19 protein-coding genes are annotated in these 25,928 nt (G+C 41.0%); 10 read left to right on the forward strand and 9 right to left on the reverse strand.

Features of this window, described 5'->3' with window-relative positions; all coding sequences use genetic code 11:
- Nucleotides 1–71: 71 nt before the first annotated feature.
- Entirely contained in the window at nt 72–1,274 is a 1,203-nt protein-coding gene (gene fabV, locus C9J48_RS14660; RefSeq protein WP_006233527.1) for an enoyl-ACP reductase FabV, read from the forward strand.
- A gap of 71 nt (nt 1,275–1,345) precedes the next feature.
- Here the strand turns inward: fabV and C9J48_RS14665 are convergent, their stop codons facing one another.
- The 4 genes from C9J48_RS14665 to C9J48_RS14680 form a co-directional block, all read right to left on the reverse strand.
- Nucleotides 1,346–2,692 carry an ATP-binding protein gene (locus C9J48_RS14665; protein WP_006233528.1) on the reverse strand — a complete coding sequence of 449 codons (1,347 nt, stop codon included), beginning with the start codon at nt 2,690–2,692 and terminating at the stop codon, nt 1,346–1,348.
- Nucleotides 2,689–3,363 carry a response regulator gene (locus C9J48_RS14670; RefSeq protein WP_006233529.1) on the reverse strand — a complete coding sequence of 225 codons (675 nt, stop codon included), beginning with the start codon at nt 3,361–3,363 and terminating at the stop codon, nt 2,689–2,691. The genes C9J48_RS14665 and C9J48_RS14670 overlap by 4 nt, the downstream gene beginning before the upstream one ends.
- Nucleotides 3,364–3,592: 229 nt before the next feature.
- Entirely contained in the window at nt 3,593–5,275 is a 1,683-nt protein-coding gene (locus C9J48_RS14675; RefSeq protein ID WP_006233530.1) for an aspartate:alanine antiporter, read from the reverse strand.
- A gap of 303 nt (nt 5,276–5,578) precedes the next feature.
- A complete protein-coding gene (locus C9J48_RS14680; RefSeq protein WP_006233531.1) occupies nt 5,579–5,842 on the reverse strand; it encodes a GrxA family glutaredoxin in 264 nt (87 codons plus the stop codon).
- 515 nt (nt 5,843–6,357) lie between these two features.
- On the opposite strand from C9J48_RS14680, the gene C9J48_RS14685 reads away from it, so the two are divergent.
- The 4 genes from C9J48_RS14685 (at nt 6,358) to C9J48_RS14700 (ending at nt 10,862) form a co-directional block, all read left to right on the forward strand.
- The gene (locus C9J48_RS14685; protein ID WP_006233532.1) at nt 6,358–7,536 is read left to right on the forward strand and encodes an iron-containing alcohol dehydrogenase; all 1,179 of its coding nucleotides are present in this window, start codon (nt 6,358–6,360) and stop codon (nt 7,534–7,536) included.
- Nucleotides 7,537–7,724: 188 nt separating this feature from the next.
- Complete coding sequence (gene nfsA, locus C9J48_RS14690) at nt 7,725–8,450, forward strand: oxygen-insensitive NADPH nitroreductase (protein ID WP_006233533.1); 726 nt, start codon at nt 7,725–7,727, stop codon at nt 8,448–8,450.
- 144 nt (nt 8,451–8,594) lie between these two features.
- Nucleotides 8,595–9,812: a hypothetical protein gene (locus C9J48_RS14695; RefSeq protein ID WP_006233534.1), complete on the forward strand. Its 1,218-nt coding sequence runs from the start codon at nt 8,595–8,597 to the stop codon at nt 9,810–9,812.
- 456 nt (nt 9,813–10,268) lie between these two features.
- Complete coding sequence (locus tag C9J48_RS14700; protein WP_006233536.1) at nt 10,269–10,862, forward strand: acetate uptake transporter; 594 nt, start codon at nt 10,269–10,271, stop codon at nt 10,860–10,862.
- A gap of 120 nt (nt 10,863–10,982) precedes the next feature.
- On the opposite strand, the gene C9J48_RS14705 is transcribed toward C9J48_RS14700, so the two are convergent.
- Nucleotides 10,983–11,834, reverse strand: a complete 852-nt coding sequence (locus C9J48_RS14705) for a helix-turn-helix domain-containing protein (RefSeq protein ID WP_006233537.1) — start codon at nt 11,832–11,834, stop codon at nt 10,983–10,985.
- Nucleotides 11,835–12,142: 308 nt separating this feature from the next.
- Between C9J48_RS14705 and C9J48_RS14710 the strand changes: the two genes are divergently transcribed.
- A complete protein-coding gene (locus C9J48_RS14710; protein WP_006233538.1) occupies nt 12,143–13,108 on the forward strand; it encodes an ADP-ribosylglycohydrolase family protein in 966 nt (321 codons plus the stop codon).
- 142 nt (nt 13,109–13,250) lie between these two features.
- On the opposite strand, the gene C9J48_RS14715 is transcribed toward C9J48_RS14710, so the two are convergent.
- The 4 genes from C9J48_RS14715 to pabB form a co-directional block, all read right to left on the reverse strand.
- Complete coding sequence (locus C9J48_RS14715; protein WP_006233539.1) at nt 13,251–14,612, reverse strand: L-serine ammonia-lyase; 1,362 nt, start codon at nt 14,610–14,612, stop codon at nt 13,251–13,253.
- A gap of 244 nt (nt 14,613–14,856) precedes the next feature.
- Nucleotides 14,857–16,110, reverse strand: coding sequence for an aromatic amino acid transport family protein (locus C9J48_RS14720; RefSeq protein ID WP_006233540.1), 1,254 nt, complete (start codon nt 16,108–16,110; stop codon nt 14,857–14,859).
- Nucleotides 16,111–16,291: 181 nt separating this feature from the next.
- Nucleotides 16,292–16,900, reverse strand: coding sequence for a CoA pyrophosphatase (locus C9J48_RS14725; RefSeq protein ID WP_006233541.1), 609 nt, complete (start codon nt 16,898–16,900; stop codon nt 16,292–16,294).
- A gap of 112 nt (nt 16,901–17,012) precedes the next feature.
- On the reverse strand, nt 17,013–18,416 hold the full coding sequence (gene pabB, locus C9J48_RS14730) for an aminodeoxychorismate synthase component I (RefSeq protein WP_006233542.1): 1,404 nt from the start codon (nt 18,414–18,416) through the stop codon (nt 17,013–17,015).
- Between the two features lie 316 nt (nt 18,417–18,732).
- Between pabB and C9J48_RS14735 the strand changes: the two genes are divergently transcribed.
- From C9J48_RS14735 to C9J48_RS14750, 4 genes are all read left to right on the forward strand, one after another.
- Nucleotides 18,733–20,241, forward strand: coding sequence for a fumarate hydratase (locus C9J48_RS14735; protein WP_006233543.1), 1,509 nt, complete (start codon nt 18,733–18,735; stop codon nt 20,239–20,241).
- 350 nt (nt 20,242–20,591) lie between these two features.
- Nucleotides 20,592–21,626 (forward strand): efflux RND transporter periplasmic adaptor subunit, encoded by a 1,035-nt coding sequence (locus tag C9J48_RS14740; protein ID WP_006233544.1) that lies wholly within the window; start codon nt 20,592–20,594, stop codon nt 21,624–21,626.
- Between the two features lies 1 nt (nt 21,627).
- The gene (locus C9J48_RS14745; protein WP_006233545.1) at nt 21,628–22,716 is read left to right on the forward strand and encodes an efflux RND transporter periplasmic adaptor subunit; all 1,089 of its coding nucleotides are present in this window, start codon (nt 21,628–21,630) and stop codon (nt 22,714–22,716) included.
- Complete coding sequence (locus C9J48_RS14750) at nt 22,716–25,784, forward strand: efflux RND transporter permease subunit (protein ID WP_006233546.1); 3,069 nt, start codon at nt 22,716–22,718, stop codon at nt 25,782–25,784. Before C9J48_RS14745 ends, C9J48_RS14750 begins: the two co-directional genes overlap by 1 nt.
- Nucleotides 25,785–25,928 lie beyond the last annotated feature (144 nt).

The following is a 25,928-nucleotide window of genomic DNA, read 5'->3' on the forward strand; positions in this document are numbered from 1 at the left end:
TAGACATAAAAATAATGCGAAGTTGCCAGTAACCTTTTATCCTACAGTCAATTATGTAAGGGAAGTTGAAGATGATCATCAAACCTAAAATTCGTGGATTTATTTGTACAACAACGCACCCTGTGGGTTGTGAAGAGAACGTTAGAGAGCAAATTGCATACACTAAAGCTCAAGGTCCAATTGCAAATGCACCTAAGCGTGTACTTGTTGTAGGCTCTTCTAGTGGTTACGGTTTGTCATCACGTATTGCTGCGGCATTCGGTGGTGATGCCGCAACTATTGGTGTTTTCTTTGAAAAGCCAGGTACAGAGAAAAAACCAGGTACAGCAGGTTGGTATAACTCAGCAGCATTCGACAAATTGGCTAAAGAAGAAGGTCTTTATTCTAAGAGCCTGAATGGCGATGCTTTCTCTCATGAAGCGAAACAGAAAACAATTGATCTGATCAAAGCCGACCTAGGTCAGATTGATATGGTGGTGTATTCGTTAGCATCACCTGTTCGTAAAATGCCTGAAACAGGTGAAGTTATACGTTCAAGCCTAAAACCAATGGGTGAAACATACACAGCAACAGCCGTTGATACGAACAAAGATGTATTAATTGAAGCAAGTATCGAGCCTGCAACCGAGCAAGAAATCGCTGATACTGTTACCGTAATGGGCGGTCAGGATTGGGAGCTTTGGATTAATGCTCTATCTGAAGCGGGTGTTTTAGCTGATGGTTGTAAGACCGTTGCTTACAGTTATATTGGGACTGAAATTACTTGGCCTATCTACTGGCATGGCGCACTAGGCAAGGCGAAGATGGACCTTGATCGTGCAGCATCTGAATTAAATAACAAGCTATCTGCTACTGGCGGTTCAGCGAATGTTGCCGTATTGAAGAGTGTTGTTACCCAGGCAAGTTCTGCAATTCCAGTTATGCCACTTTATATCGCAATGGTCTTTAAGAAGATGCGTGAAGAAGGCGTGCATGAAGGTTGTATGCAGCAAATCTATCGTATGTTCACTCAGCGTTTGTACAAGGCTGACGGTACAGCACCTGAAGTAGACGAAGAAAATCGTTTACGTCTTGACGATTGGGAACTGCGTGAAGATATCCAGAAGCACTGCCGTGACTTATGGTCTAGCGTAACCAATGAAAACTTGTTTGAAGTTGCTGATTACCAAGAATATAAAGACGAGTTCATTAAGCTATTCGGCTTTGGCATTGATTCAATTGATTATGATATCGATGTTAATACACTGGTTGAATTTGATGTAGAAAATATCTAATCATATTTAATTAGTATAAAAAACCGCCTCATTGGGCGGTTTTTTATTTGGGGAGACTAAAATTGAAATTATCAGTTTTTCGGTAAATTAATGATAAAAGCAGCACCTTCTATACTTGCTGTTTCTACATGAATTTGGCCTTGATAACTTTCTACTATCTCATGACAAACCGATAGACCAATACCTTGACCGGGATTGAGTTGATCAGCACGAACACCACGTTGAAAGATTGCTTCTCGCATATCAGGTGTCACACCTGGCCCATCATCTTCAATACGAATGATGTAATGGTCGCTATACTCTGCGACATTAATGCGTACTTCACTGATACAAAACCGGTAAGCATTTTCCAAAATATTACCGAGTAGCTCCATGAGGTCGTCACGATTAATAGGTAATTTTAACGATGTGTCGAAGCTCTCGGAGAATGTCACCTGCTTATCGGCATATATCTTACTGAGCATACGAGCAAAGCTATCTATAGCGGGTTTAAGCTCCGTTTTGTTTTTCTGTAACCCTTGCTGCCCCATCATTGCACGCTTTAGCTGGTACTGAACCAAATTGTCCATTTGACTGATCTGCTCGAGTACTCGCTGGTTTAATTCAGCACGCGAAATCTCTCTGTCGTCTAGTAAGGCATTGGTTGCCGCAAGACGTGTTTTAAGACTATGGGCTAAATCATCCATCGAATGGCGATAACGTCCTTTTTGGTCGTTGCTGATTCGAATAAGGCGGTTTAAAGCGTGGGTGATGTCTTGTAACTCCATCGGGAAGTTACTATCAAGGCTTTCACGCTTAGCATCAGTCATTTGATCAAGCTGTGTAGCCAGTCGACGTAATGGCTGGAAGCTCCAATGAAATGCGGCGATTAAAAATGCGATGGCAATAAGAACAAATAAACCTAAATAAAAGGTCGTGCGTTTATGCAGTTGCGTGAGCGATGCCTCGTAGGGGCCAGCAGGGCGAAGTACTACTAATTGATAAATAGTGCCACGTTCTTTGTCTCGACTCAGGTTATAGGCAATGTAGCTGCTTTCATCGGGTAATTTAATTAATGTCGGTGTGGGTATTTCTTCTGGTAGATTACGGCATATATCTGCAAGGTTTACGGTTTTAGCTTCATCAGAAAGCCATACTGTATTGTCATTTTGGTCACAAACGACAGACATGTAATCACTGTCTGAAGGGTCGACAGAATCTATCCACTTATCGACATCTTTAATCAATCCAGCTCGATTAAGTTGTGCCACAACCATTGGCATCTGGGCCACTAACTCTGAAGAATACGAAGCCATATAACTTTGTGAGTAGAGCTGGTTAATAACCCCTGCAAGTGCAGAGGTTATTAATACAATGATAGCTACAGATGTCACTAAAACCCGGCGTCGAAGACGAGGTTGAAGAATGACTGTCTTCATTGAGCTTGCAACTCAAAAATGTAACCCTGACCACGAATGGTCGTAATAGGGTTATCTTGTCCTGTTGTTATGAACTTCTTACGTAGCCGGCTTATCATTACCTCGATTGTATTCGGATCGCCTTCTTGATCTTCATAAAGTACATCCAGTAAACGTTGCTTTGAAACAACCTGACGGCTATGGCGCATGAGATACTCAAGTAAATCATATTCAAATGCTGTTAGCTCAAGTAGGGCCTCACCAACAAACACTTGCTTTGCTAGTAAATCGACACGGATATCACCCGCCGACATTTCTGGTTTTACAAAGCCAGCACTACGACGAACTAAAGCACTTAAACGAGCAACCATTTCTTCTTTTTGAAACGGCTTAACTAAATAATCATCAGCACCCGCTTCTAGACCGGTTACTTTATCTTGCCAATTGGCACGCGCTGTTAAAATGAGGACAGGTAAGCGAAGCCCTTTTTTTCGCATATCTTTTATCAAGCTTATTCCGTCACGATCAGGTAAACCTATATCGACAACCGCAATATCATTAGGATAATTTTGTGCAAAAAACAGACCTTCTTCGGCTGTGCCTGCACATTGGACTTGATGACCCAATTCACTGAGTTGAGATTTTAGGTGATGACTCAGAATTTGATCATCTTCGACAATTAGGATTCGCATAATTTTGATTACCAAAGATAAATATATCTAATGAATATACTTAATAGAAAAGAAGCTTGCGAGATTAAGTGTAGGGAATGTGACTGAATAGACGCTGACTCATTAAATTTTAGCGATAACAAATCATTTTTGCATCGTTTAGCAACAATTACAGCCCTTAAATCATGGCTCTTTCTATTAAAACGATATGTGAATTAATAGAGAAAAGCCATGAATCATATACCCATCATTAATTCATGATAATGATTAACGTACCAGCAATCGTTAACAGTACGTTGGCAATGGCATAAGTACCAGCATAGCCTAAAGCTGGAATTGTACTTCGAGCATGTTCATTGATCATATCCATCGCAGGTGCACAAGTTCGAGCACCAATGATGGCACCAAATAAAAGTGCACGGTTCATCTTCAGTACGTAAGCACCAAACAGGTAAGCCAATACAACAGGGATCACACTCACCATTAAGCTAGTGACTAAGACCATAGGGCCAATATGTGCAAATGAATCGAATAAATTAGAACCCGCACTTAAACCGATCCCCACCATGAAGACCATTAAGCCAAGATCTTTTGCCATATTAAGCGCACCTTGGGGTACATAGCCAAAAGTAGGGTGGTTAGCACGTAGGAAGCCTAATGTAATACCTGCAATCAGAAGTCCAGCAGCACTACCTAAACCAAATGCAACGTGACCAAATGCTAATGTAATCGAACCGATCAGTAGCCCAATGATAAAAAAACAGCAGAATGCTAATAGATCGGCAATTTGACTGTGAATTGAGATAAAACCAATACGCTCAGCAAGACCAAGTACTCGACTTTTTTCTCCACTGACTTGTAAAATATCCCCTTTATTCAACAGAATATTATGGTCCATCGGCATCTCTATTTGAGCGCGAACAACACGGTTCAAGAAACAGCCGTATTCTGATAAATTGAGCTCAGATAGGCGTTTACCTGCGATGTTGTCATTTTTAACCACAATTTCTTCTTCAACAATTCGAAGGTCGAGCAGATCACGGTCGAAAACTTCTTTACCGTTTCGAAAGCTAGGATCCAAACGGGCATGGCTGTCTGGGTAACCCACTAAGGCAATCTCATCCCCTTCTTGTAAAATAGCATCACCATCAGGGTTTGCTAATATACCGTTTCGTCGTACGCGTTCAATGTAGCAGCCAGTTTGACGGTAGATACCCAACTCTCGTAGGTTACGACCATCAATCCAGTTAATAAGCTCAGGACCAACGCGATAAGCGCGAATGATCGGCAAATACACTTTACGTTGAGCAACTTCGCCAATACCGCGTTCACGCGCAATTTGTTGCGACGATTCAGCAAGGTCTTGTTTTTGTAACTTAGGCATTAGCTTCGCTAGAAAAATAAGACTGATTAAACCCATCAAATAAGACATGGCATAGCCAACACTTAGGCTATCAATAGTTTGTTTAATGATATCAGGGTCGCTAATGCCAGATAACCCGGAATTCAATGCATCTTTTGCACCTACAAGCACAGGTGTTGCCGTCAATGAACCTGCCATTAAGCCTGTCGCTAAACCTATATCAAGTTCAAGGTAGTGAGACATGGTTAACGTAATGGCAATAGCAGAAAGTAGCACAACAAGGGCGAGTAAAAGATAGTGTTTACCGTCTCGGAAGAAAATACCAAAAAAGTTGGGGCCAGCTTCTATACCAACACAAAAAATAAACAGCATGAAGCCAATATTTAATGCTTCAGTATTGAAGGTGAATCCGGCATTACCGAACAGTATGGCAGTCAGTAAAACACCAATAGAATTGCCTACTTGCATCTTAGCAAAACGAATTTTACCAAAACTTAGACCAACAGCGAGAACAACAAAAAGCAACAGAATATCATTCTGATGGAGAAGGGATGCTACATCGATATTCACAACATATTTTCCGGGAAGGGGAACACAACAAAAGTGACGAAATTCTAGCTGATTTTAGAGATTTGTCATATCAGAATTCCATATTTATTCGATTATTTTTTTCTTAGAATAGCTATTAGATAAAGTTATGCCTTTTGCACATCTTAACCGTTTATCGTGTGTTATAACCAAATAAATAAAGATGATTATATTTAACATCTCTGTAGCATCTGGCAAGTATGAAAGGTAGGAAACAACAGAACTAATAAGGGCTGAATAATCAGCCCTTATTGATTCATCTAACAGCAATAGTGCCGCTCGCCATTATTGAAAAAGGCTTAGGTTTTCTTTTGCGTATGCTTCAAATTCTGTATAGCCACCAACGTGGTCTTGGTCAACAAAAATTTGAGGAACTGTTTCAACAGGTTTTCCAACCGTTTTTTCTAGATCAGCTTTGCTGATGCCTTCCGCGTGAATGTCTACATAACGGAAGTTAAAATCGTCGCGCTCTTCTTTTAGTTTTTCAGCAAGGTCTTTTGCACGAACACAGAATGGGCAACCAGGACGACCAAAAATAACAACGAACATAATATCTCTCCTCAAATTTATTGAGTTTACTATAACTTGCCAACGACCGATGAGAAAGCGGGTTTTATCTCTTACTCTGATAGATAAAACCGATTGACGTTTTTTGTATACATCTAAAAAGGTATGAGAAATATATAAACGACGAAATCAGCCTGTAGAGGCTGGTCTTTTCTTAGACATTGTAAACACCTTGGAGAACGAATTGATTTAGCGTGTTCGCTAACATGATAATTAAGCGTCACTTTCATTACAGATATTTGTGTGGTTCATCAATGTTTTATGTGACGAAGAACTTATTCCTTCAAGTTGAAATTTTATAGCGGTTAAATATTGTTCAGAATCAAAATGAGTAACTCATATTCCGTAATACTAACTCAGGTATATGATTACTAATTTAAATACTCACTTATTTATAGTTAAGTAAAGCAGTCAGGTTTCACATGCAATTCAGATAATAAGACTGTGTTTTAGGTGATTATTCAAATTTGTATTGTAGTTTGTGTAATGGAGTACCTATGTTTCAGTTTATGACATCGTCTAGGATTGTTTTTGGTGAAGGGGCGTTAATCAACTCATTCTCTACACTCAATCAATTTGGCTACAGTGTGTTATTGGTAACAGGGAAAGATAATCAGCGCTCTGAACCTTTAGTTAATTATTTGAAGCAACAAAACATGCGCTATCAGCAAGTGGCTGTATTGGGCGAGCCTCTTATTGCAATGATTGAAGAAATGGCTGCAATGGGGAGGCGTTTTCGACCTGATATGGTGATTTCTATCGGTGGTGGTAGTGTACTTGATGCTGGTAAAGCCCTTGCCGCATTGATCCCTAACCAAGGCAGTGTTTATGATTATGTGGAAGTGGTTGGGCGTAATGTACCGCTTCAAGCTAAACCCTTACCATTTATTGCGATTCCCACGACCTCAGGTACCGGATCTGAAGTCAGTAAAAATGCAGTGCTTCGTTCAGCCCAAGAAAATGTAAAAGTGAGCCTAAGAAGCGCAGATATGCTACCTGACTTAGCAATCATTGATCCAACGCTGACCTATGGCATGGATCCTGTTCTGTCGGGATGCTGCGGCATGGATGCGTTCACTCATTTAATGGAAGCCTATGTTTGTGGTGCGCCTAATCCACTCACCGATATGGTTTGTGAAGAAGGGTTGCGACGATTGGCTGGTGCTATTGTACCTGCTTGTGAAGGTGATGATCCTCGTGCGCGTTCTGATATGTCATTTGCAGCAATGTTAGGAGGAATGGCATTAGCCAATGCCAAGTTAGGTGCGGCACATGGGCTAGCATCTTCGTTAGGGGGCAGGCTGAATGCGCCACACGGTTTGATAACGGCACAACTTGCACCGTATGTTATGCAAGAGAATGTGTTGGCGGCAAGAGAAGCAGGACGAGCCGATGTACTCAATCGTTATCGGCAGTTAGCTTGTATTCTGACAAGTAGAACAGATGCCGATATTGCCGATGGCATTACTTGGACAAAGCGAACGTTAGAGCGTTTAAATTTACCATCTGTCTCTGAATATGGATTGTGCGATACCATGTTTGATGAAGTAGCTGAAGATGCACTGCTATCAAATGCAATAAAAGGAAATCCGTTGCCTTTAAACAAAGAGCGTCTACAAGGGATTCTTGAGCAAATATGCCAAGAATGTAAAGTTGATATCTCGAACCAAGTATAAGGAGATATAAGTAGGAATAATTAGCTCAATAATCATATTTATTGGGATTTGTGATAGATTAAGTTGAATTAATTGATCTATCACTAGTCTTATTCTTTTAAGAAAGAAAAAGATAGCTGGTGAAGGTCAATTTCAATGAGCTATTGGTCTCTTGGTAAAGTGCCATCATAAATGTGATAAGGATATCCATGAATCAAACGATCGATACTATTTTGCAACACCGTTCTATTCGTCAGTTTACCGATCAAGCTGTTGATGCAAAATTACTATCGTCTTTACTCGATTGTGCAATAGCAGCATCGACATCGAGCTTCATACAATGTGTCAGTATTATTCGTGTTACTCAATCAGATACGCGTCAAAAATTAGCACACTTAGCGGGTGGACAACCTTATGTTGAGACCGCTGCAGAGTTTCTTGTTTTTTGTGCCGATTTTAACCGTCACCAACAAATTCACCCAGAAGCGCAGTTAGGTTTTACAGAGCAAACGCTTATTGGCGCTGTTGATGCGGCACTTATGGCGCAAAATTGTTTATTAGCTGCAGAGTCTATGGGGTTAGGCGGCGTGTACATTGGTGGTCTTCGTAATAACCCAGAAGCGGTAGCTGATGTTTTAGCGCTGCCTCAGCATGTGATTCCGCTTTTTGGATTGTGTTTGGGTTACCCGTCTCAAGCGCCAGAAATTAAACCGCGTTTACCGCAATCGATTATCGTGCATCAAGAGCAGTATCAACAGGCGCTTAATCAGTCTGAATTACAAAATTACGATGAAGAAGTGCGGGAATATTACAGAATGCGTACTGGCGGAAATAAAGAAATGTCCTGGTCAGAACAAATTACCAATGCTCTAAGTAAAGAGGCTCGACCATTTATGAAAGATTTTATTAATAGTAAAGGCTTTAGTACAAAGTGATAGTCAGATACACTTAATACCAATAAATATCATGTGTGATAGCATTAAATGTTGACTTTATTTTAACATTATCAATAGGTTTAGTTTATATAATCAATAGATTACACAGAAGATAATAATAAGTAAGAAGATCGGATACAGAATATGAACTATACGGGAAAAGTCGCTGTTGCTCTTGTACTTATGGCGTTGCTTAGTGCTTGTGGAAGCACACCTGACAATAGACAAGGTGTAACGTCGACCATCAATACTGACGATGCAGTCAGAAACGCACAAAACATTTACCAAAATTGGCAGGAAAAAATACAAAATATTGAGCACTTACAGCTCTATTCACCCAATAAATATGATGTTGTTCAAGCGCATTGGAAAACAGCAGATTCGACTTATCAAAGCTTTGCTGGTTCACCTGATACGGCATTTAAAAGCTACTCTATTTTTTCATCGGCGACTTATCTTGAGCGTTTTTTAGAAGAAATTAATCAAGCACAGATGACGCTGACTAAGCTAGAAAAACTAAAAGTCAAGTCAGATAGGGTTCTTGCGCCAGCGATAAAGCAAATGGCTTACCTTAATTCTTTAGATGCTGCGCGTTATTATCGTAGTGAATATACAAGGCTAAACCGTTTTTATGCCAAGCTGTTCAATTATATAGATAATGATGATGTTTCTGATGCACGAGAAGAGCAAGAAGAATTTTTAGAGCGTAGCTTTAGCTTAGAAATTAAAACAGTAAAGAAGATTTATATTGCACCGCTTGAGACGAAGCTGCGTGAACTACGTAGAAATGATGTGCGCTATTATGCGCCGTTAAGTTACTCTCGTGTTGAAACAGAAATTACTGACGGTAATCGTATTATTGATTTAACGCCTCGAAATTTTACAGCCATTGATAAGAAAGTTATCGATATTCAATTTGAACTTGATCATGCCGCTCATATTGCGCTTGAAGTCAAAGGTCTACGAGATCGCAGCAAAGATGACTATGAAAATTTCATTCTAGAAATAGAAAATAAGTTACTGCGTATTTCCCGTGCTCTAGATAATCAAGATCTGCGCAATCAGCCAATAAGATCACAAGCGAAATTGATTACAGAAGGCGTTTTATCTGCACGCAAGAGTAATTTCATTCAAACACAGCCATATTACGCTGATGATAAAAGTAACGACACATCTATAGAGCAGGTAACAGCGTTAACAAAGCTAGTGGAAGCTCAGAAACAACAGATTCAACAATTACGGCTAGAAGCTAAGTCTGCACTAAGCATTGATGAAAGTGTAGCTGCTCAGCAAAATGGCAACGCAGAACTTGCAATACCAATTAATGCAGCAAAGAATGCAGAGGTTGAAATTTCAGAATAACTGACTGTGCAAATATGAACAGAAAAGTAGCCAATGGCTACTTTTTTTGTTTCTACTTATTATCAACCTTCTTATGTGGCTCATTAACGGCAGCCTGTATTTAGAATTAGTAACAAAAAATCAGGTATAAACTCAGCACTTTAAATGTGTGTTTTTTGTTACTTTTAAGTGGGTGGTAATTTTGTTTGGTTTGTTTTTTTATTGTTGTTTAATAAGCGCTTATCATGATTGCTTTTGCATAAATCAACCGTAAGCACATTTTCGGAACATGCCATTAACATCCACACTTTCCTTCTCGTGTTTCTAAATCTATTTTTTTTATCTTTGGTTGAATTTTCACCAAAATTGGGATTGATCTACTCTGCAGCATCCATTAGAATGCGCGGCGCATTTGTAATGCATCCATTTTTGAAATTTTATTGATTTTTTTGAATTTTACTCCTGTAGGGGAACTAAATGTCCACAAAACTAGCTAACCCAGCGCCATTAGGCTTAATGGGTTTTGGTATGACCACAATCCTTTTAAATATCCACAATGCGGGCTTTTTCCCGATTGACTCTATGATTCTTGCAATGGGTATTTTCTACGGTGGTATCGGTCAAGTGCTTGTTGGCATGATGTGCTTTAAGCGTGGTGATACATTTGGCACTACAGCATTTACTTCTTACGGTCTATTTTGGCTAACACTTGTTGGTCTTTTGGTTATGCCTAAGATGGGCCTAGCGGATGCAAGCCCTGCACACTTCATGGGCTGGTACTTAGGTCTTTGGGGTGTATTCACTGCATTTATGTTCGTTGGTTCTCTTTGCTACCCACGTGCTAAGCAGGTTGTATTTGGTTCTTTAACGGTATTATTCTTCCTTCTTGCGGCACGTGATTTCACGGGTAGCGAGCTAATCGGTACAATTGCTGGTATCGAAGGTATTTTCTGTGGCGCAAGTGCAATTTACTTTGCAATGGCACAAGTATTGAACAACGAATACGGTCGTACAATTCTACCTGTTGGTGAATTGAAGAAAGAAAAAGTAAGCTTAAAAGCTGCTGCTTAATCTTTCGCGATAAATAAACCTCGTACGAGTGATTCGCTAGACGAGGTTTTTTTATATCTAATTTTTGGTGCTATTTAACTTTAACCTTAAGCGCTGCCTCCAGCAATTAAGCAGTACTGACTATTGCGTTGGAGTGAGCCTATTTAATGCATGCATGTCGTTATTTTCGCGTGAGTTGGTGCGAAACTGCGATGGTGTAATACCATATTTACGTTTAAAAGCATCACAAAAGTAAGCGGCACTGCCAAAACCTGAACAATGGCTAATTTGAGAAATAGAGTAATTAGCAAACGTTAAATAATTTAATGCTATCCCCATTCTTATATCCAGCAGTAATTGGCTGAATGATACCCCTTCTTTAGCAAGGTGACGGCGCAATGTTGATTGTGTTGTGAAAAGAGCCTTCGCCATACCATCGACACTCCACTTACGCTTCGGATCTAGCGTTATCAATCGTGCAATCATGCGTTCTTTAGGTTCATCATAATTAAATCGAAACACATTAAAAACATCGACATTTGCTTCATCTAATGCCATTAAAATAAAGACTAAAGATTGTTTCAAGAAACATTGCTCTAATTGCAGATCGCCCAATATAGGCAATGCTTGCTGGAACAGCGCGAAGTTATTAGTAATAGTTTCAGGTGTTTCTACAAAGTAGTTGGGCGTATTTGTTTTTGCTTGAGCGCCAATATGGGTTATCGCGCTTAAATTAGTGAATGCGTCGGTTAATGTTTTTTCACTGATCAGTAGTAGCTCAAGCTCGATCTGAGCATGATTCTGTTGAGTTACAGAACAAGAGATATGACTAAATTTTGGAATGATAAATGTAGAATCTTTCTTTATTCCAATCTCAATACCGTTGATATTTATAATGCCTGTACTGTTCTTTATATTGGCAATAAGGTGATTATCAATATAAAACTCTTTGAGTAAAATGTGGCTTTGAGAAAGGATATGTTTGTATTTCATCTTGTAGATAGTTCTCGAAAAGTAGCGGTAACTGAAAGCGCCTATTTAACTGTTGCCATCCTTGCAGTTATCTGGAGTATAGGGCGAAATCTAAACTGAGAATAGAGTATAGAAGTGCTTTATATCAATTTAAGTTCACTTAGTGGATTGCTCTTAAGATATTGAATGAATTTCTTAATGCGATTTTTCAATAAGCTATGCTTAGAGCTGTTGAACAATAAATTGGTGCTTTTTACAGCAAACTATCGGTATGCGATTAAGAAAGCAATCAGAAAAGCGCCATGCCTAAAGCAAATTAAGGAGGAGTTATGGCTCAGCGTTACGCTGCCATTATTGGTGCGCTAGTTGCCGATGCTGCAAGTATGGGGACGCATTGGATTTATTCACCTGAGCGAATTAAAACGCTATCTGAATTACCACATTTTCCCTTTATTGAACCCAATGCTCAGCATTACAAAGACGTTGAAGGTTATTATGCTCATGATAGCTTAACGACGGGTGAGTTGACCGCCTACGGTGAATGGTTAGCATTATATATACGTTTGCTTGCGGAACCTGAAATAAGCACGCATCAAATTCAGCAACATATCCTTGATTACTTTGGTCCTGGTGGAGATTTCATTGGCTACATTGATAGTCCAACGAAAGCATTATTATTAACCTTGTTTTCACTCGAACCTGATGATTGGCCAGAAGATTCTGGTAGTAGTGAGGATGATCAAAACCCAGCATTATGTGCAATACCCGCATTGGTTGCGCTCAAATACCCCTCTGAACAGTTAGAGCAAGAGATCGACCGTATCGTAGGGATTACGCACCAAAATGAACAAGCGTTGACAGCAGCGAAAGCATTTGCGAGCGCATTGAATGAAGCACTGCGTTCTCGTCGAATGGAACCTGTGTTGAATGTATTAAAGGTGAAATCACCGATTGAAATTCAAGACCTGATTGAAAAAGTACGGTTATTAGATGGGGATGTTAACGATCTTACTCATGTTTTTTCACTCATTAGCCCTGCATGCCATTTAAAAGATAGTATCCCCATGGCAGCTTGGATCTTACAGAACAGTAGTAGCTATACTGAAGCAATAATGAAAAATATTCAGGTTTCAGGTGATACGTGCGGGCGGGGGATCTTGATTGGAGCACTTGCTGGAGCATGTTATGGCTTTGGTGATGAAAAGGGGATTCCTATCTCATGGCTCACCACATTGCAAAATGGAGAGGCTCTCGCGGAAGATATTGAGGCATTGTTGAAAGTTGCAAAAAGCTAACTTTCTATAAAAGAATAAAAACACGGTAGCGATTGTAATTACTATCGTTGAAATTAAAAAGCCCCCGTTACTTAGTAGAGTAACGGGGGCTTTTAATAAGTACGCGTAGACAATAATGCGACTATCTTAAACAGTGACAGATTTAGCAGAGAACTTTAATAGCCAGACCACCCTGAGAGGTCTCACGGTATTTAGCGTTCATGTCTTTGCCTGTTGCCAGCATTGTTTCAATTACTTTATCAAGTGAAACACGAGGTTCCGAAGAACGACGTAGTGCCATACGGCATGCGTTAATTGCTTTAACCGCTGCGATACCATTACGCTCGATACATGGAACTTGTACCTGACCAGCAACAGGGTCACATGTTAGGCCTAAGTTGTGCTCCATCGCGATTTCAGCTGCCATACAAACTTGATCAGGGCTACCACCCATCAGTTCAGCAAGACCAGCTGCAGCCATTGAACATGCTACACCTACTTCCCCCTGACAGCCTACTTCAGCACCAGAGATAGATGCATTTCGCTTATAAAGCCCACCAACTGCACCAGAAGCTGCAAAATAGCGAGTGTAATCTTTAGGGCCAACATTCTGGATGAACTTATCGTAGTAAGCCAGTACTGCTGGAATGATGCCACATGCGCCATTCGTTGGTGCTGTAACAACACGGCCACCTGCGGCATTCTCTTCGTTTACAGCAAATGCGTACATGTTAACCCAATCAACAACCGTCATCGGGTCTGTGCTTAGGTTTTCAGTTGTCATTAGTTGTTGGCGAAGTGCTGCTGCACGACGTGGAACACGTAGTGGACCAGGCAGAATACCTTCTTCGTTCATACCACGCTCCATACATTCACGCATGGTTTTCCAGATATTTGCAAAGTAGGTGTTGATATCGTCTTCTGCATTCATTGCACGTTCGTTAGCCATTACAAGGGCGCTAACAGAAAGACCGTTTTCTTTACAGTGTGCAAGAAGGCCTTCTGCCTTAGTGTACATGTAAGGCACCTTGACGTTTGAAACTTGTTCTTTGCCAAAGTTTTCTTCGTCGACGATGAAACCACCACCGATAGAATAATAAGTTTTAGTGTACGACACTTCATCGCTAACCCAAGCGGTGATAGTCATACCATTTTCGTGAAGAGAAAGATTCGTTGTATGAAAGTTCATGCCTCCTTCACGAGGGAACTCTACTGTATGGCAGTGCATGCCAACAGGTAAGCGTTCTGTTTCTTCTACGCGAGCAATAAAACCAGGGATGCTGTCAATATCAACATGTTCAGGACTATTACCAGCAAGGCCCATGATGATAGCGATGTCTGTATGGTGACCTTTACCGGTAAGAGAAAGAGAGCCATAAACGTCAACGGTAATTTTAGTTATATCTCGTAATTTACCCATAGCGCGTAAGTCATCAATAAATTCCTTACCTGCTTTCATTGGACCAACAGTGTGCGAACTGGAAGGACCCACACCAATTTTGTAGATATCAAAAACACTGATCATGCGTATTACCTCAGTCGGGGGAAGCGATCTTGCCTCCGGCCAAGACTGTCATAGTTTTTATAATTCTCGCCCCTTCCTTGGCGAGATCACTAAAAAAGCAAAAAGAGCAGTAGGCAAATGCTTCCTGCTCTTTTGTGTTGTCTATTCTACTCTAATTGACTTAGAAGACTATGCGTTGTAGCACATTTTTTCGGAAGAAAAAGCCGTAAATGATCATTCATTACGGCTAGAGTAGATGAATCTTTTACAATGCGCCGTAGATTACTGAAGTAATTGCAGCAATACCACATAGAGCAGTGAAAAGTTGTACCGGTGCAGATGTCTTGTACTTAGCCATTGCTGGTACTTTGTACATTGCTACAACAGGCATTAGGAACAAGATTGCAGCGATCATCGGTGCACCCATTGTTTCAATCATACCTAGGATGCTTGGGTTAACTACCGCAACCATCCAAGTTGTAATAACGATGAAACCAAGAGAGATTTTCTCAATCTTTTTAACTGGCATCTTAGAGCTAGATTTCACTAGACCAACAAGACCTTCATGTGCACCAAGGAAGTGACCGAAGTAGCTTGAAGTGATAGCAGCAAAAGCAACTAGAGGACCAAGAATTGAGATTAGCGGAGATTCGTGAATGTTCGCTAGGTACGATAGAACACTGATGTTTTGTTCTTGTGCGATAGCTAGTTGCTCTGGTGATAGAGAAAGAACAACAGAGAATACGAAGAACATAACGAAGCTCATAAGCATCATTGCTGCACCACCAGTGATCATGTCAGTCTTTTTAACTGCATCTTCACCGTAAACGCGGCGCTGTTCTTTAGAGAACTGGCTGATGATTGGGCTGTGGTTAAAAGAGAAAACAATAATTGGAATAGCTAGCCAAATAACAGAAGGCATAGAGCTCCAATCAGGGCTAACAGAAACCATTGTTGTATTCCACTCAGGCACTAGGTAGATAGATAGTGCTAGTAGAATAAATACTAGAGGGTAAACCATTGCAGACGTTGCTTTAAGCATCAGTTCTTTGCCGAACACAACACCAGCAGTCATTGCGATGATTAGGCCGCCAGATAGCAACCAACGTGGAATTGACTCCATACCCATTTGGTTAACTAGGAAAGAATCAACAGTGTTTGTAATACCAACACCGTATATTAGAACAATCGGGTAGATAGCAAAGAAGTAAGCGAAAGTGATGATTTTTGCGCCAGACTTACCGAAGTGCTCTTCAACAGTATCGGTGATATCTGCTTCAGGGTTTTTTGCTGAAAGAACAAAACGAGCAAGACCTTTATGTGCAAACCAAGTCATTGGTAGTGCAATAAGAGCCAGAATAACTAGAGGCCAAAAGCCACCAGCGCCAGCTTTAATTGGAAGAAAAAGAACACCAGCACCTACTGCTGTACCAAATAGTGAAAGTGCCCAAGTGAAATCTTTATATGTCCAACTTGCTTTTGCAGCGGTAGTTGCTGCTGTATTCGAAGTGGTTTGCATGATTATCTATCCAAAGTGTTTTACGGAACGGGAATTAGGAACGGAGCGCATTCTCGCTATTTCCTGAAGTAAAACTTTGATCGAGATCCCGTTATGTAATCAGTGCAAATTGCCATACAAATAAAAGTGATCTTTGTCACGTTTATTATCACCGTAAAATAAGGGAAACTAATGTGTCACATTAGTTTTGATCATGCCAGAGCTGGTTTGATAGCACTTTTATCATTTGGGCAGTGGCTCCCCAAATTGAATAATTGCTGAATGGAATTGAATAAATATTGTGTAGGCGGCCATTTATTTGGAACTGCTGACTGTGCATATTCACTGGGTTTAATAGGTATTGAATAGGCACTTCGAATAACTCATCAACTTCGCTGGGGTCAAGCTTTGGCGTGTAATCTGCCGCTATTGTTGAAAGGAATGGCGTTACCATATATCCGCTTATTGTAGGCAGAGCCGGCAGTTGCCCAAGTATATGATTTCGACTGCATAATATTCCAGTCTCTTCTTCTGTTTCACGAAGCGCGGTAGCAACTAAATCTTGATCGAAACTTTCGTGTCGACCACCAGGAAAAGCAATTTGGCCTGGGTGATGTTTTAAGTGGTTTGCACGGCGAGTTAATACAATATTGTATGTGTTATTACGGGGAACGAGAGGGATCAGCACAGCCGCGGGCTTAAAAGTATCTGTAGCAGATACATGCTGGCGTACACGCTCATTATGACTCTTGTCATAATTCGTGGTTGGCGCAAGCATAAAGCGGCTTAATATTTGTTGCTGACTGATCATAAACTGTCCGTGTTTACTGTAACTGCTTATCTTGTTCGCGATGAACGAGATCTAAGCAGTTACAATTTTACTATTCCAAGTCATTTGGTAATAGAGTAGTTAATAAAATAGACTACTGTCTTAAGATTGGCAGAATTCTACTTAGTTTGTCCAGTGTTTCCTGATATTCACTGTCAGATTTGCTATCTGCAACCACTCCACCGCCAGCCCAAGCGTATATCTTCTGCTCTTGAGTGACTAAGGTTCGTATCGTAATGCTAGTATCCATGCGACCACAGCGGCTGATATAGCCAATGCTGCCACAGTAAATACTACGGCGATGCGGTTCTAATTCTTCAATTATAGACATAGCTCGTACTTTCGGGGCGCCTGTAATTGATCCTCCAGGGAAACAAGCACGTAATAAATCCGTTGCCGAGTATTGTTGGTCGAGTTCGCCTGTTACCGTGCTAACTAAGTGATGAACCGCGGGGAAGCTTTCGATTTCAAAAATGCTTGGTACTTTGACACTACCGGGTTTTGCCACTCGTCCAATATCATTGCGTAGCAAATCAACAATCATCAAATTTTCTGAGCGATCTTTTTCAGCATGACGTAAGTCGTCGGCATAGGCTTGGTCTTGTTCTACATTCTCTGAGCGTGGGCGTGTACCCTTGATTGGCTTTGTTTCAACGTAACCTTGGTTATGTTGTAGAAAACGTTCTGGTGATACAGACAAGACAGTGCCGTGTTCAGTGCGGATAAAACCAGAGAAAGGCGCGCCATTCGTTTGCTCTAAACGCAAGTAAGCTTGCCATTCATCACCGCTATAAGAAGCCTGAAAACGTTGTGCAAGGTTAATTTGATAACAATCACCAGAGAGTAAATACTCTTGGACTTGATCAAACTTGTTGCAATAACTGCCAATTGTCATGTTTGCAGACCAATCAGTTGTTAATGAAAAGTGTTTTCTTTGTTGTGGCGCGTTATTTTTGTGCTGCGTTAAGCTGTTTTCTTTGTGCTGTTTTAGCCATTCTAAACGTTGACTACCAGAGGGAGAGACTAAAAAGAGCGTCTGTTCTTGGTGATCGGCAATCAATGCCCAATCATAAATACCCACTGCCATATCGGGTGCAGAAATATCGTGTTCAGCCAACGATGCAATTTTTTCAACCCGCCGACCGAGGTCATACGCAAAATACCCCAGTGCACCACCAATAAATGGCACATCAGTCATAGGGTTAAGTGAGGGGAGTAGATCTTGTTGAATATGCTGAAGCAAAGAGAACGGATCATCAGTGCTAGTTTTTTCATCACCATTTGAAAATTTAATACAGGTTATTTCACCTTGTGTCTCTAAAGTGGCTAAAGGATCAGCAACTAGAATATCAAAGCGATTATCTGGGTGATTATTGGCAGCAGAACGTAATATCATCGCCCACGGCAGACTTGATAATGGTGAAAACCACTCAATAGTCTTTTCTGGGCTGTAATCAAGTTGCTCAATGCTTAGTTTGGGATGTGATTTACAAATCATTTTCTTTTTTGTGACAGGTATTCAATTGGCGCGTAGCGCGAAGTTGAGCGCAAGAGTATCATAACCACAGCTTTTATTACGACGCCCAAGGACGATCCATCGCGTTTTATTTTCTAAAGGGTACACAGAAATAAAGTGAAATGGACATTTGCCATGTGGAGCATGGCCGCGTGATAGCATTTTGGCGAAGGATATTTGGTTATACGAATCAATGTACTGTCGCTATAAATGAGAATCACACACTACATTGGAAGCATTTTGTAGTGACGAATTAAAGCTGGGCGCCATGGAATTATAATAATCAACGAGGGCAATTATGACCGTCATCCGTAAAGAAGATGTGATTAGTAGTGTTGCTGATGCATTACAGTATATATCTTACTACCATCCACTTGATTTTGTTCAAGCATTGGAAAGAGCTTACAACAAAGAACAGAGCCAAGCTGCGAAGGATGCTATCGCACAGATTTTAATTAATTCACGTATGTCTGCAGAAGGTAAGCGTCCTATCTGTCAAGATACGGGGATTGTGACATGCTTTGTTAAAATCGGAATGAATGTGCAGTGGGAGAGCGATCTTACTGTTCAGCAAATGGTTGATGAAGGTGTCCGTCAAGCTTATAGCAACCCAGATAATCCCCTACGAGCATCTGTTGTCGCCGACCCTGCTGGCACGCGTAAAAATACAAAAGACAATACACCAGCAGTTGTTCATATTGATATGGTGCCAGGTAATAAAGTTGATATTCAAATTGCAGCCAAAGGCGGCGGTTCTGAAAATAAAACGAAGATGGTGATGTTAAACCCTTCTGATGACGTAGCTGAGTGGATTGAAAAAACAGTGCCATTAATGGGCGCGGGTTGGTGTCCACCTGGTATGTTAGGCATAGGCATCGGTGGTACGGCTGAAAAAGCGGCAGTATTAGCAAAAGAGTCGTTGATGGAATCGATTGATATCCATGAGCTGCAAGAGCGTGGCGCGCAAAATGCCGAAGAAGAATTACGTTTAGACATTTATAACCGTGTGAACAAATTGGGTATTGGTGCGCAAGGGCTTGGCGGGTTAACCACAGTTGTTGATGTGAAAATTAAAACAGCGCCGACACACGCTGCTTCTAAGCCTGTTTGCATGATCCCTAACTGTGCGGCTACGCGTCATGTGCATTTTACACTTGACGGTACAGGTCCTGCTGAATTAACCCCACCGAAGCTAGAAGACTGGCCAGAAGTGACATGGGAAGTGGGCGAGAGTGTTCGCCGTGTTAACGTTGATGAAATTACTAAAACTGATGTTCAGGAATGGAAATCAGGCGAAACGGTTTTATTGTCAGGTAAAATCTTAACCGGCCGTGATGCAGCACATAAACGTATTCAAGATATGTTGGCTCGTGGTGAAGATTTCCCGGTAGATTTTAATAACCGCTTTATTTATTACGTGGGTCCTGTGGATGCAGTTGGTGATGAGGTTGTTGGCCCTGCTGGTCCTACAACGTCAACGCGTATGGATAAGTTTACCGATATGATGTTAGGTCAAGCTGGCTTAACGGGCATGATAGGTAAAGCTGAACGTGGACCTAAGGCGATTGAGTCGATTAAAGAACATAAAGCTGTTTACTTAATGGCTGTTGGCGGTGCTGCATACTTGGTTGCGAAGGCGATTAAGAAAGCACGAGTAGTTGCATTTGAAGACCTCGGTATGGAGGCTATCTACGAATTTGAAGTCGAAGATATGCCTGTAACTGTTGCGGTTGATTCTGCCGGCACTAATGCACACGAGACAGGTCCAGACACTTGGAAGGTCAAAATAGCTGAAATGGATGCTTAATTTATAGCTATTTGATATTAATTTACGTTTTTAAAGGAGCCTGTAGGCTCCTTTTTTATACGATTCGATTGCATTGTATCTCATCATTTATTTGTTTCTGATTTTTACTGAATAAACCCACCTTAAGATCGAATTCGCCCATTTAACTTGTTAACCTTCCCAGCTTTTATTGTTTTTCTTATTTTTTAGTAGCTTGTTGGATTTTTGTTAGGCTTTATTGACTACACTACGTGTTTGTAGTCTTTTTATTAACGAATGGAATTTTAAGCTCGTGTTGAGCTTTGGCTAATTAGAGACATATAAGATAAAGCATTAGGAATTGCCAAAAAATTATAAGGATGGAGAGGTTTATGGGGCGCATAATAACAGCCACATTATTGTCATGTTTCATTTTGACAGGATGTGGTGAAAAGAAGGTGGAGGTTCCTGAACCGGACTCTCGACCGATAAAGTTACAAACGGTATCAGTTGGTGATAATCAAACATTTCGTACATTCCCCGCAGTTGTTGAGGCTGGAGATAAAGCAGTATTAGCTTTTCGTGTATCAGGGCAACTTTCATCTGTTGATGTAAAGCCGGGTACAGACGTTAAGCGAGGGCAAACACTTGCGACCTTGAATCAAGATGAATTTCTATTATTCGTTGAACAAGCACAAGCAAACTATGAATTAGCATATGTTCAATTTAAACGTGATGAAGAACTACGTAAAACTAATGTTGTTTCAGAGCTTGATTATGACACCTCTAAAGCTGACTTGAAACAAGCAAAAGCAGCATTAAGTAAGCAGCAATCTAATCTAGGTTATGCCACACTCGTCGCACCTTATGATGGTACTTTATCATTGTCACTTATTGAAAACTATGAATACGTGATGTTGAAAGAGCCCGTTTTACATATTCAAAGTGCTGGTATCATTAATGTAACTTTTCAATTACCAGATCACCTGTTTAGTCGTTTTCAAGGTCAATACGATCAAAACCCAAGCGTTATCTTCGATACCATACCTGGTGAAACTTATCCTGCTCAATTTAAAGAAATAGATACGGAAGCAGATAAAAAAACATCGAGCTACACCGTTACCTTATCGATGGAGCGCCCAAAAGAAAAAAATATTCTTCCAGGTATGGCGGGCTCAGTCAAAGTATTAATTCCACAAGGCAATCTAGGTGCCATCTCTAAACGTGCCATCATGCAAGATGGAGATGCAATGTATGTTTGGCTTGTTGATAAAGACGGTATCGTTCATAAAACGCAAGTTGAATTAGATGATAAAAGGCATGTAATTAAAGGCTTAAACGACGGTGATACTATCGCGACCTCAGGTATTAATGAATTGCAAGAAGGTCAGAAAGTGCGCGAATGGATTAAGGAGCGAGGATTATAATATGAAAAAATTATCCTTTATCGTTTTAGCTATAGGCACTGCACTGGTATTACAGGGGTGTGAAAAATCTGTTGTCGAGAGTGTTCAGCGTGTTCAACCCGTTTATGTTGAGACAGTGGCATTGGCTGCAGAAGCTCCTCAATTGACTTTCCCTGCTGTTGCTGCGGCCGCTGATAAATCGAGCCTATCTTTTAGAATCCAAGGTGAAATTACCCATATATACGTAAGACCGGGTGATTTGGTAAAAAAGGGGCAGCTATTAGCAGAACTGGACCCTCTTGATTATCGATTGGAAGTTGATAATGCGCAGGCTAAATATAATGTGGCTGATAGTCAGTACCGACGTTCGGCAAAACTCGTTGAAAATGGATACATTGCTCAATCACAATTTGACGAATTAAAAGCGCAACGCCGTATTGAACGCGCAAGGTTGAATATTGCAAAACTCAATTTGAAATTTACACAAATTAAAGCACCATTTAATGGAGTTATTTCTCGTGTACCGATTGAACAATTTGAGAATGTGCAAGCCGGTCAGCAGGTGATGAATATTCACAGTGCCAGAATGGTGGATATCCATATTCAGGCACCTGATTTAATCTATTCAAAAAGTTCTGCAATTGATATTGATGTATCAAAACCTGACGCTAGAGTTCTCACGTCAAATGGTAATGAATATAAGGCAAAATTGAAAGAATTCACGACAGAACCCGATCCAGAGTCTGGTTCATTTCTTGTGACGTTAACCATGCCAATGCCTGCAGATAACTTTATTTTAGATGGTATGGCTGTTGAAGTAAGAGCTGATGCTCAAAAGTTGAATATCTACAAAAAAGGTGAACCAGTTATTCCGTTGGAAGCCATTTTTAATGAAGACGGCGATAATTTAGCACTGGCCGATAAGTTTGTATGGGTTGTTAAAGAAGACATGACGGTAGAAAAACGTCGTATATCAACCGGCAACGTTGTACCAAAAGGTGTTCGAGTACAGTCTGGAATAGAGCAGGGTGAGACTATCGTTGTTGCTGGTGGTAATCGTTTACGTGCTGGACAGCAAATTAAAGTTATTAGCATGGAGGCTGGACAATAATGAAACAAGATATCGCAGCCTATTTTATAAAGAATAAAGTTGTTAGTTGGATGATAACCCTGATCTTTCTGATCGGCGGCACAATGGCTTTCTTCGGGCTAGGAAGGTTGGAAGATCCCGCGTTTACGATTAAAGACGCGATGGTGGTAACGGCGTACCCAGGTGCCACACCTCTTCAAGTTGAAGAAGAAGTTACCTATCCAATAGAAAAAGCGATTCAGCAGTTAACGTACGTTGATGAAGTTAACTCTGTATCAAGTCGAGGTTTATCGCAGATCACTGTGACCATGAAAAACAATTATGGTCCTGATGATTTACCCCAAATTTGGGATGAATTGCGTCGGAAAGTCAATGATATTAGACCCAATTTACCACCAGGGGTGGCTGACCCTTCAATCATTGATGATTTCGGTGATGTATACGGCATTATGCTGGCAATAACGGGGGACGGATATTCGTATAAAGAACTTAATGACTATGTTGATTACTTCCGCCGAGAAATTGAGCTAGTTGATGGGGTGGGAAAGGTTGCGGTGACGGGAACGCAACAAGAACAAGTCTTCATTGAAATTTCAATGCAACGGTTGAGCAACCTAGGGATCTCTCCACAGACAATCTACGGCACCTTGGCAACCCAGAATTTGGTGACCAGTGCTGGCGCTGTAAAAATAGGGACTGAATATATTCGCGTTCACCCTACTGGTGAGTTTAAAGATGTTGATGCCCTTGGTGATTTAATTATTACGGATACAGGTGCTGAAGGGTTAATTTACTTACGTGATGTTGCAACGATTACGCGTGGCTTTAAAGAGGTGCCTGATAACCTTATAAGCTATAACGGAAAAGTTGCACTTAATGTGGGTGTATCTTTCATTGATGGCGTGAACGTCGTAGAAAAAGGTAAGGGTGTTTATCAGCGATTAAATGAGCTAAAAGAACAACAGCCTGTTGGTATTGATATTGGTGCTGTTTATAGCCAACCCGATGAAGTCGACCAATCTGTAAAGGGCTTTATTGTCAGTCTTGGTCAAGCGGTTGCGATTGTTATTGTTGTACTGCTTTTCTTCATGGGGATGCGCTCAGGTATCTTAATCGGCTTGATTCTGTTGCTTACAGTATTGGGTACGTTTGTATTCATGAACATAATGGCAATAGATCTACAGCGTATTTCTTTGGGGGCATTGGTTATTGCGCTGGGTATGCTGGTGGATAATGCCATTGTAGTGGTCGAAGGCATTCTCATTGGAATACAAAAAGGGCGAACAAGGATGCAAGCTGCATCCGATATTGTTACCCAAACTAAATGGCCGCTACTAGGGGCGACGGTGATTGCCGTTACAGCATTCGCACCGATAGGCTTATCTCAAGATTCTACGGGTGAATATTGTGCAACGTTATTTAGCGTGTTGTTAATTTCACTCATGCTTAGCTGGTTTACAGCAATATCGTTGACGCCATTTTTTGCTGATATGTTCTTCAAAGGTGTTAAACATAATAGCGATGGCGAAGAGAGTGATCCTTATAAAGGCCTCGTATTTGTCTTATATAAGCAATCGCTAGAAAAATGCATGAAGTACGCATGGACAACCGTGATCGTATTGATTGTGATGCTAGGTGCAAGCTTGTATGGCTTTACGCAATTGAAACAGTCGTTCTTTCCGTCATCAACAACACCCATGTTTATGGTTGATGTATGGTTACCTGAAGGTACCGATATTCGTTCAACGAACGACAAGCTACAAGAGCTGGAAGGATGGGTTAATCAGCAAGATACCGTCAGTTATGTCTCTTCAAGTGCAGGTAAAGGTTCTCAGCGCTTCATGTTGACCTATTCGCCAGAGAAGAGTTACTCGTCGTACGGTGAACTGATTATACGTGTCGATGATTATGATGCAGTGATGCCGATGCTGCGTAAAGTGAGCGCTGAGTTAGATGCTAACCATCCCGATATTGAATACAAACTCAAACGGATTGAGTTAGGTCCCTCATCAGGTTCTAAAATTGAAGCGCGTTTAGTCGGGCCCGACCCAACCGTTCTTCGTCGTTTAGCCCAGCAGTCGCTTGATATTATGAGAGCAGATCCGGGGGCTTTCAATGTACGTCATGACTGGCGTGAACGTACAAAAGTGCTCGAGCCTATCTTTAACGAAAGCCAAGCACGCCGTTATGGTATAACCAAGGAAGATGTTGATGATTTATTTCAAATGGCATTTTCAGGGTTATCTGTTGGTATTTATCGTGATGGCACAAACCTAATGCCGATTGTTGCACGTTTACCTGAGCAAGAACGTGTTGATGTGAGTAGTATTGAAGGCATGAAGATTTGGAGCCCTGCAATTCAAGGTTATGTTCCACTGCAGCAAGTGATGCTAGGCGTCAATGTTAAATGGGAAGATCCGTTAGTGGTACGTAAAAACCGTAAACGTATGCTAACCATTATGGCTGACCCTGATCCTCTGGGCGATGAAACGGCTGCGACACTGCAAGCTCGAATTCAACCAAAAATTGAAGCGTTAGATTTTCCACCGGGTTATTCATTAGAGTGGGGTGGGGAATATGAATCATCGGCAGATGCCAAAGCATCGTTATTCCAAACAATGCCAATGGGTTATTTATTCATGTTCTTAATCACTATCTTCTTGTTTAACAAGGTTAAAGAGGCTGTGATTGTATGGGCAACGGTGCCGCTTGCCATTATTGGCGTAACAACAGGGCTTCTTATTTTGAATACGCCGTTTGGTTTTATGGCGTTGCTGGGCTTTTTGAGTCTATCAGGAATGCTGGTTAAAAATGGTATTGTGCTGCTTGATCAAATCGAGATTGAAATTAGCAGTGGTAAAGACAAATACCAAGCTGTAGTCGATGCGGCAGTGAGCCGTGTTCGCCCTGTATGTATGGCTGCGATTACAACGGTATTGGGCATGATCCCGCTATTGCCTGATGTGTTCTTTAAGCCAATGGCCGTTACCATTATGTTTGGTCTTGGGTTTGCTACAGTACTCACACTGATTGTGGTTCCAGTGTTGTACCGTATGTTCCATCATCTTAAAGTGCCTGAAGCACAGTAGTGTTTTAGGGATAGCACAATAAAAAGGGCTCCCGCAGGAGCCCTTTTTTTATCTGTATATTTTCATCTGAATATTGTCCTATCCTGAGATAGGTTTATTGCCATCTATCGCTTTTTATATTAACGACAGCGTTAATCTAATGAA

The sequence above is a fragment of the Photobacterium profundum genome, assembly GCF_003026285.1.
Taxonomy (GTDB): domain Bacteria; phylum Pseudomonadota; class Gammaproteobacteria; order Enterobacterales; family Vibrionaceae; genus Photobacterium; species Photobacterium profundum.

Excerpts from the sequence above, each read along its gene's own strand:
- C9J48_RS14735 (WP_006233543.1), top strand. The coding sequence starts at position 18,733 with ATGACCGTCATCCGTAAAGAAGATGTGATTAGTAGTGTTGCTGATGCA.
- C9J48_RS14680 (WP_006233531.1), bottom strand. The coding sequence starts at position 5,842 with ATGTTCGTTGTTATTTTTGGTCGTCCTGGTTGCCCATTCTGTGTTCGT.
- C9J48_RS14710 (WP_006233538.1), top strand. The coding sequence starts at position 12,143 with ATGGCTCAGCGTTACGCTGCCATTATTGGTGCGCTAGTTGCCGATGCT.
- C9J48_RS14725 (WP_006233541.1), bottom strand. The coding sequence starts at position 16,900 with ATGATCAGTCAGCAACAAATATTAAGCCGCTTTATGCTTGCGCCAACC.
- C9J48_RS14665 (WP_006233528.1), bottom strand. The coding sequence starts at position 2,692 with ATGAAGACAGTCATTCTTCAACCTCGTCTTCGACGCCGGGTTTTAGTG.
- C9J48_RS14745 (WP_006233545.1), top strand. The coding sequence starts at position 21,628 with ATGAAAAAATTATCCTTTATCGTTTTAGCTATAGGCACTGCACTGGTA.
- C9J48_RS14685 (WP_006233532.1), top strand. The coding sequence starts at position 6,358 with ATGTTTCAGTTTATGACATCGTCTAGGATTGTTTTTGGTGAAGGGGCG.
- C9J48_RS14700 (WP_006233536.1), top strand. The coding sequence starts at position 10,269 with ATGTCCACAAAACTAGCTAACCCAGCGCCATTAGGCTTAATGGGTTTT.
- pabB (WP_006233542.1), bottom strand. The coding sequence starts at position 18,416 with ATGATTTGTAAATCACATCCCAAACTAAGCATTGAGCAACTTGATTAC.
- C9J48_RS14740 (WP_006233544.1), top strand. The coding sequence starts at position 20,592 with ATGGGGCGCATAATAACAGCCACATTATTGTCATGTTTCATTTTGACA.
- nfsA (WP_006233533.1), top strand. The coding sequence starts at position 7,725 with ATGAATCAAACGATCGATACTATTTTGCAACACCGTTCTATTCGTCAG.
- C9J48_RS14715 (WP_006233539.1), bottom strand. The coding sequence starts at position 14,612 with ATGATCAGTGTTTTTGATATCTACAAAATTGGTGTGGGTCCTTCCAGT.
- C9J48_RS14695 (WP_006233534.1), top strand. The coding sequence starts at position 8,595 with ATGAACTATACGGGAAAAGTCGCTGTTGCTCTTGTACTTATGGCGTTG.
- C9J48_RS14705 (WP_006233537.1), bottom strand. The coding sequence starts at position 11,834 with ATGAAATACAAACATATCCTTTCTCAAAGCCACATTTTACTCAAAGAG.
- C9J48_RS14750 (WP_006233546.1), top strand. The coding sequence starts at position 22,716 with ATGAAACAAGATATCGCAGCCTATTTTATAAAGAATAAAGTTGTTAGT.
- C9J48_RS14670 (WP_006233529.1), bottom strand. The coding sequence starts at position 3,363 with ATGCGAATCCTAATTGTCGAAGATGATCAAATTCTGAGTCATCACCTA.
- C9J48_RS14720 (WP_006233540.1), bottom strand. The coding sequence starts at position 16,110 with ATGCAAACCACTTCGAATACAGCAGCAACTACCGCTGCAAAAGCAAGT.
- fabV (WP_006233527.1), top strand. The coding sequence starts at position 72 with ATGATCATCAAACCTAAAATTCGTGGATTTATTTGTACAACAACGCAC.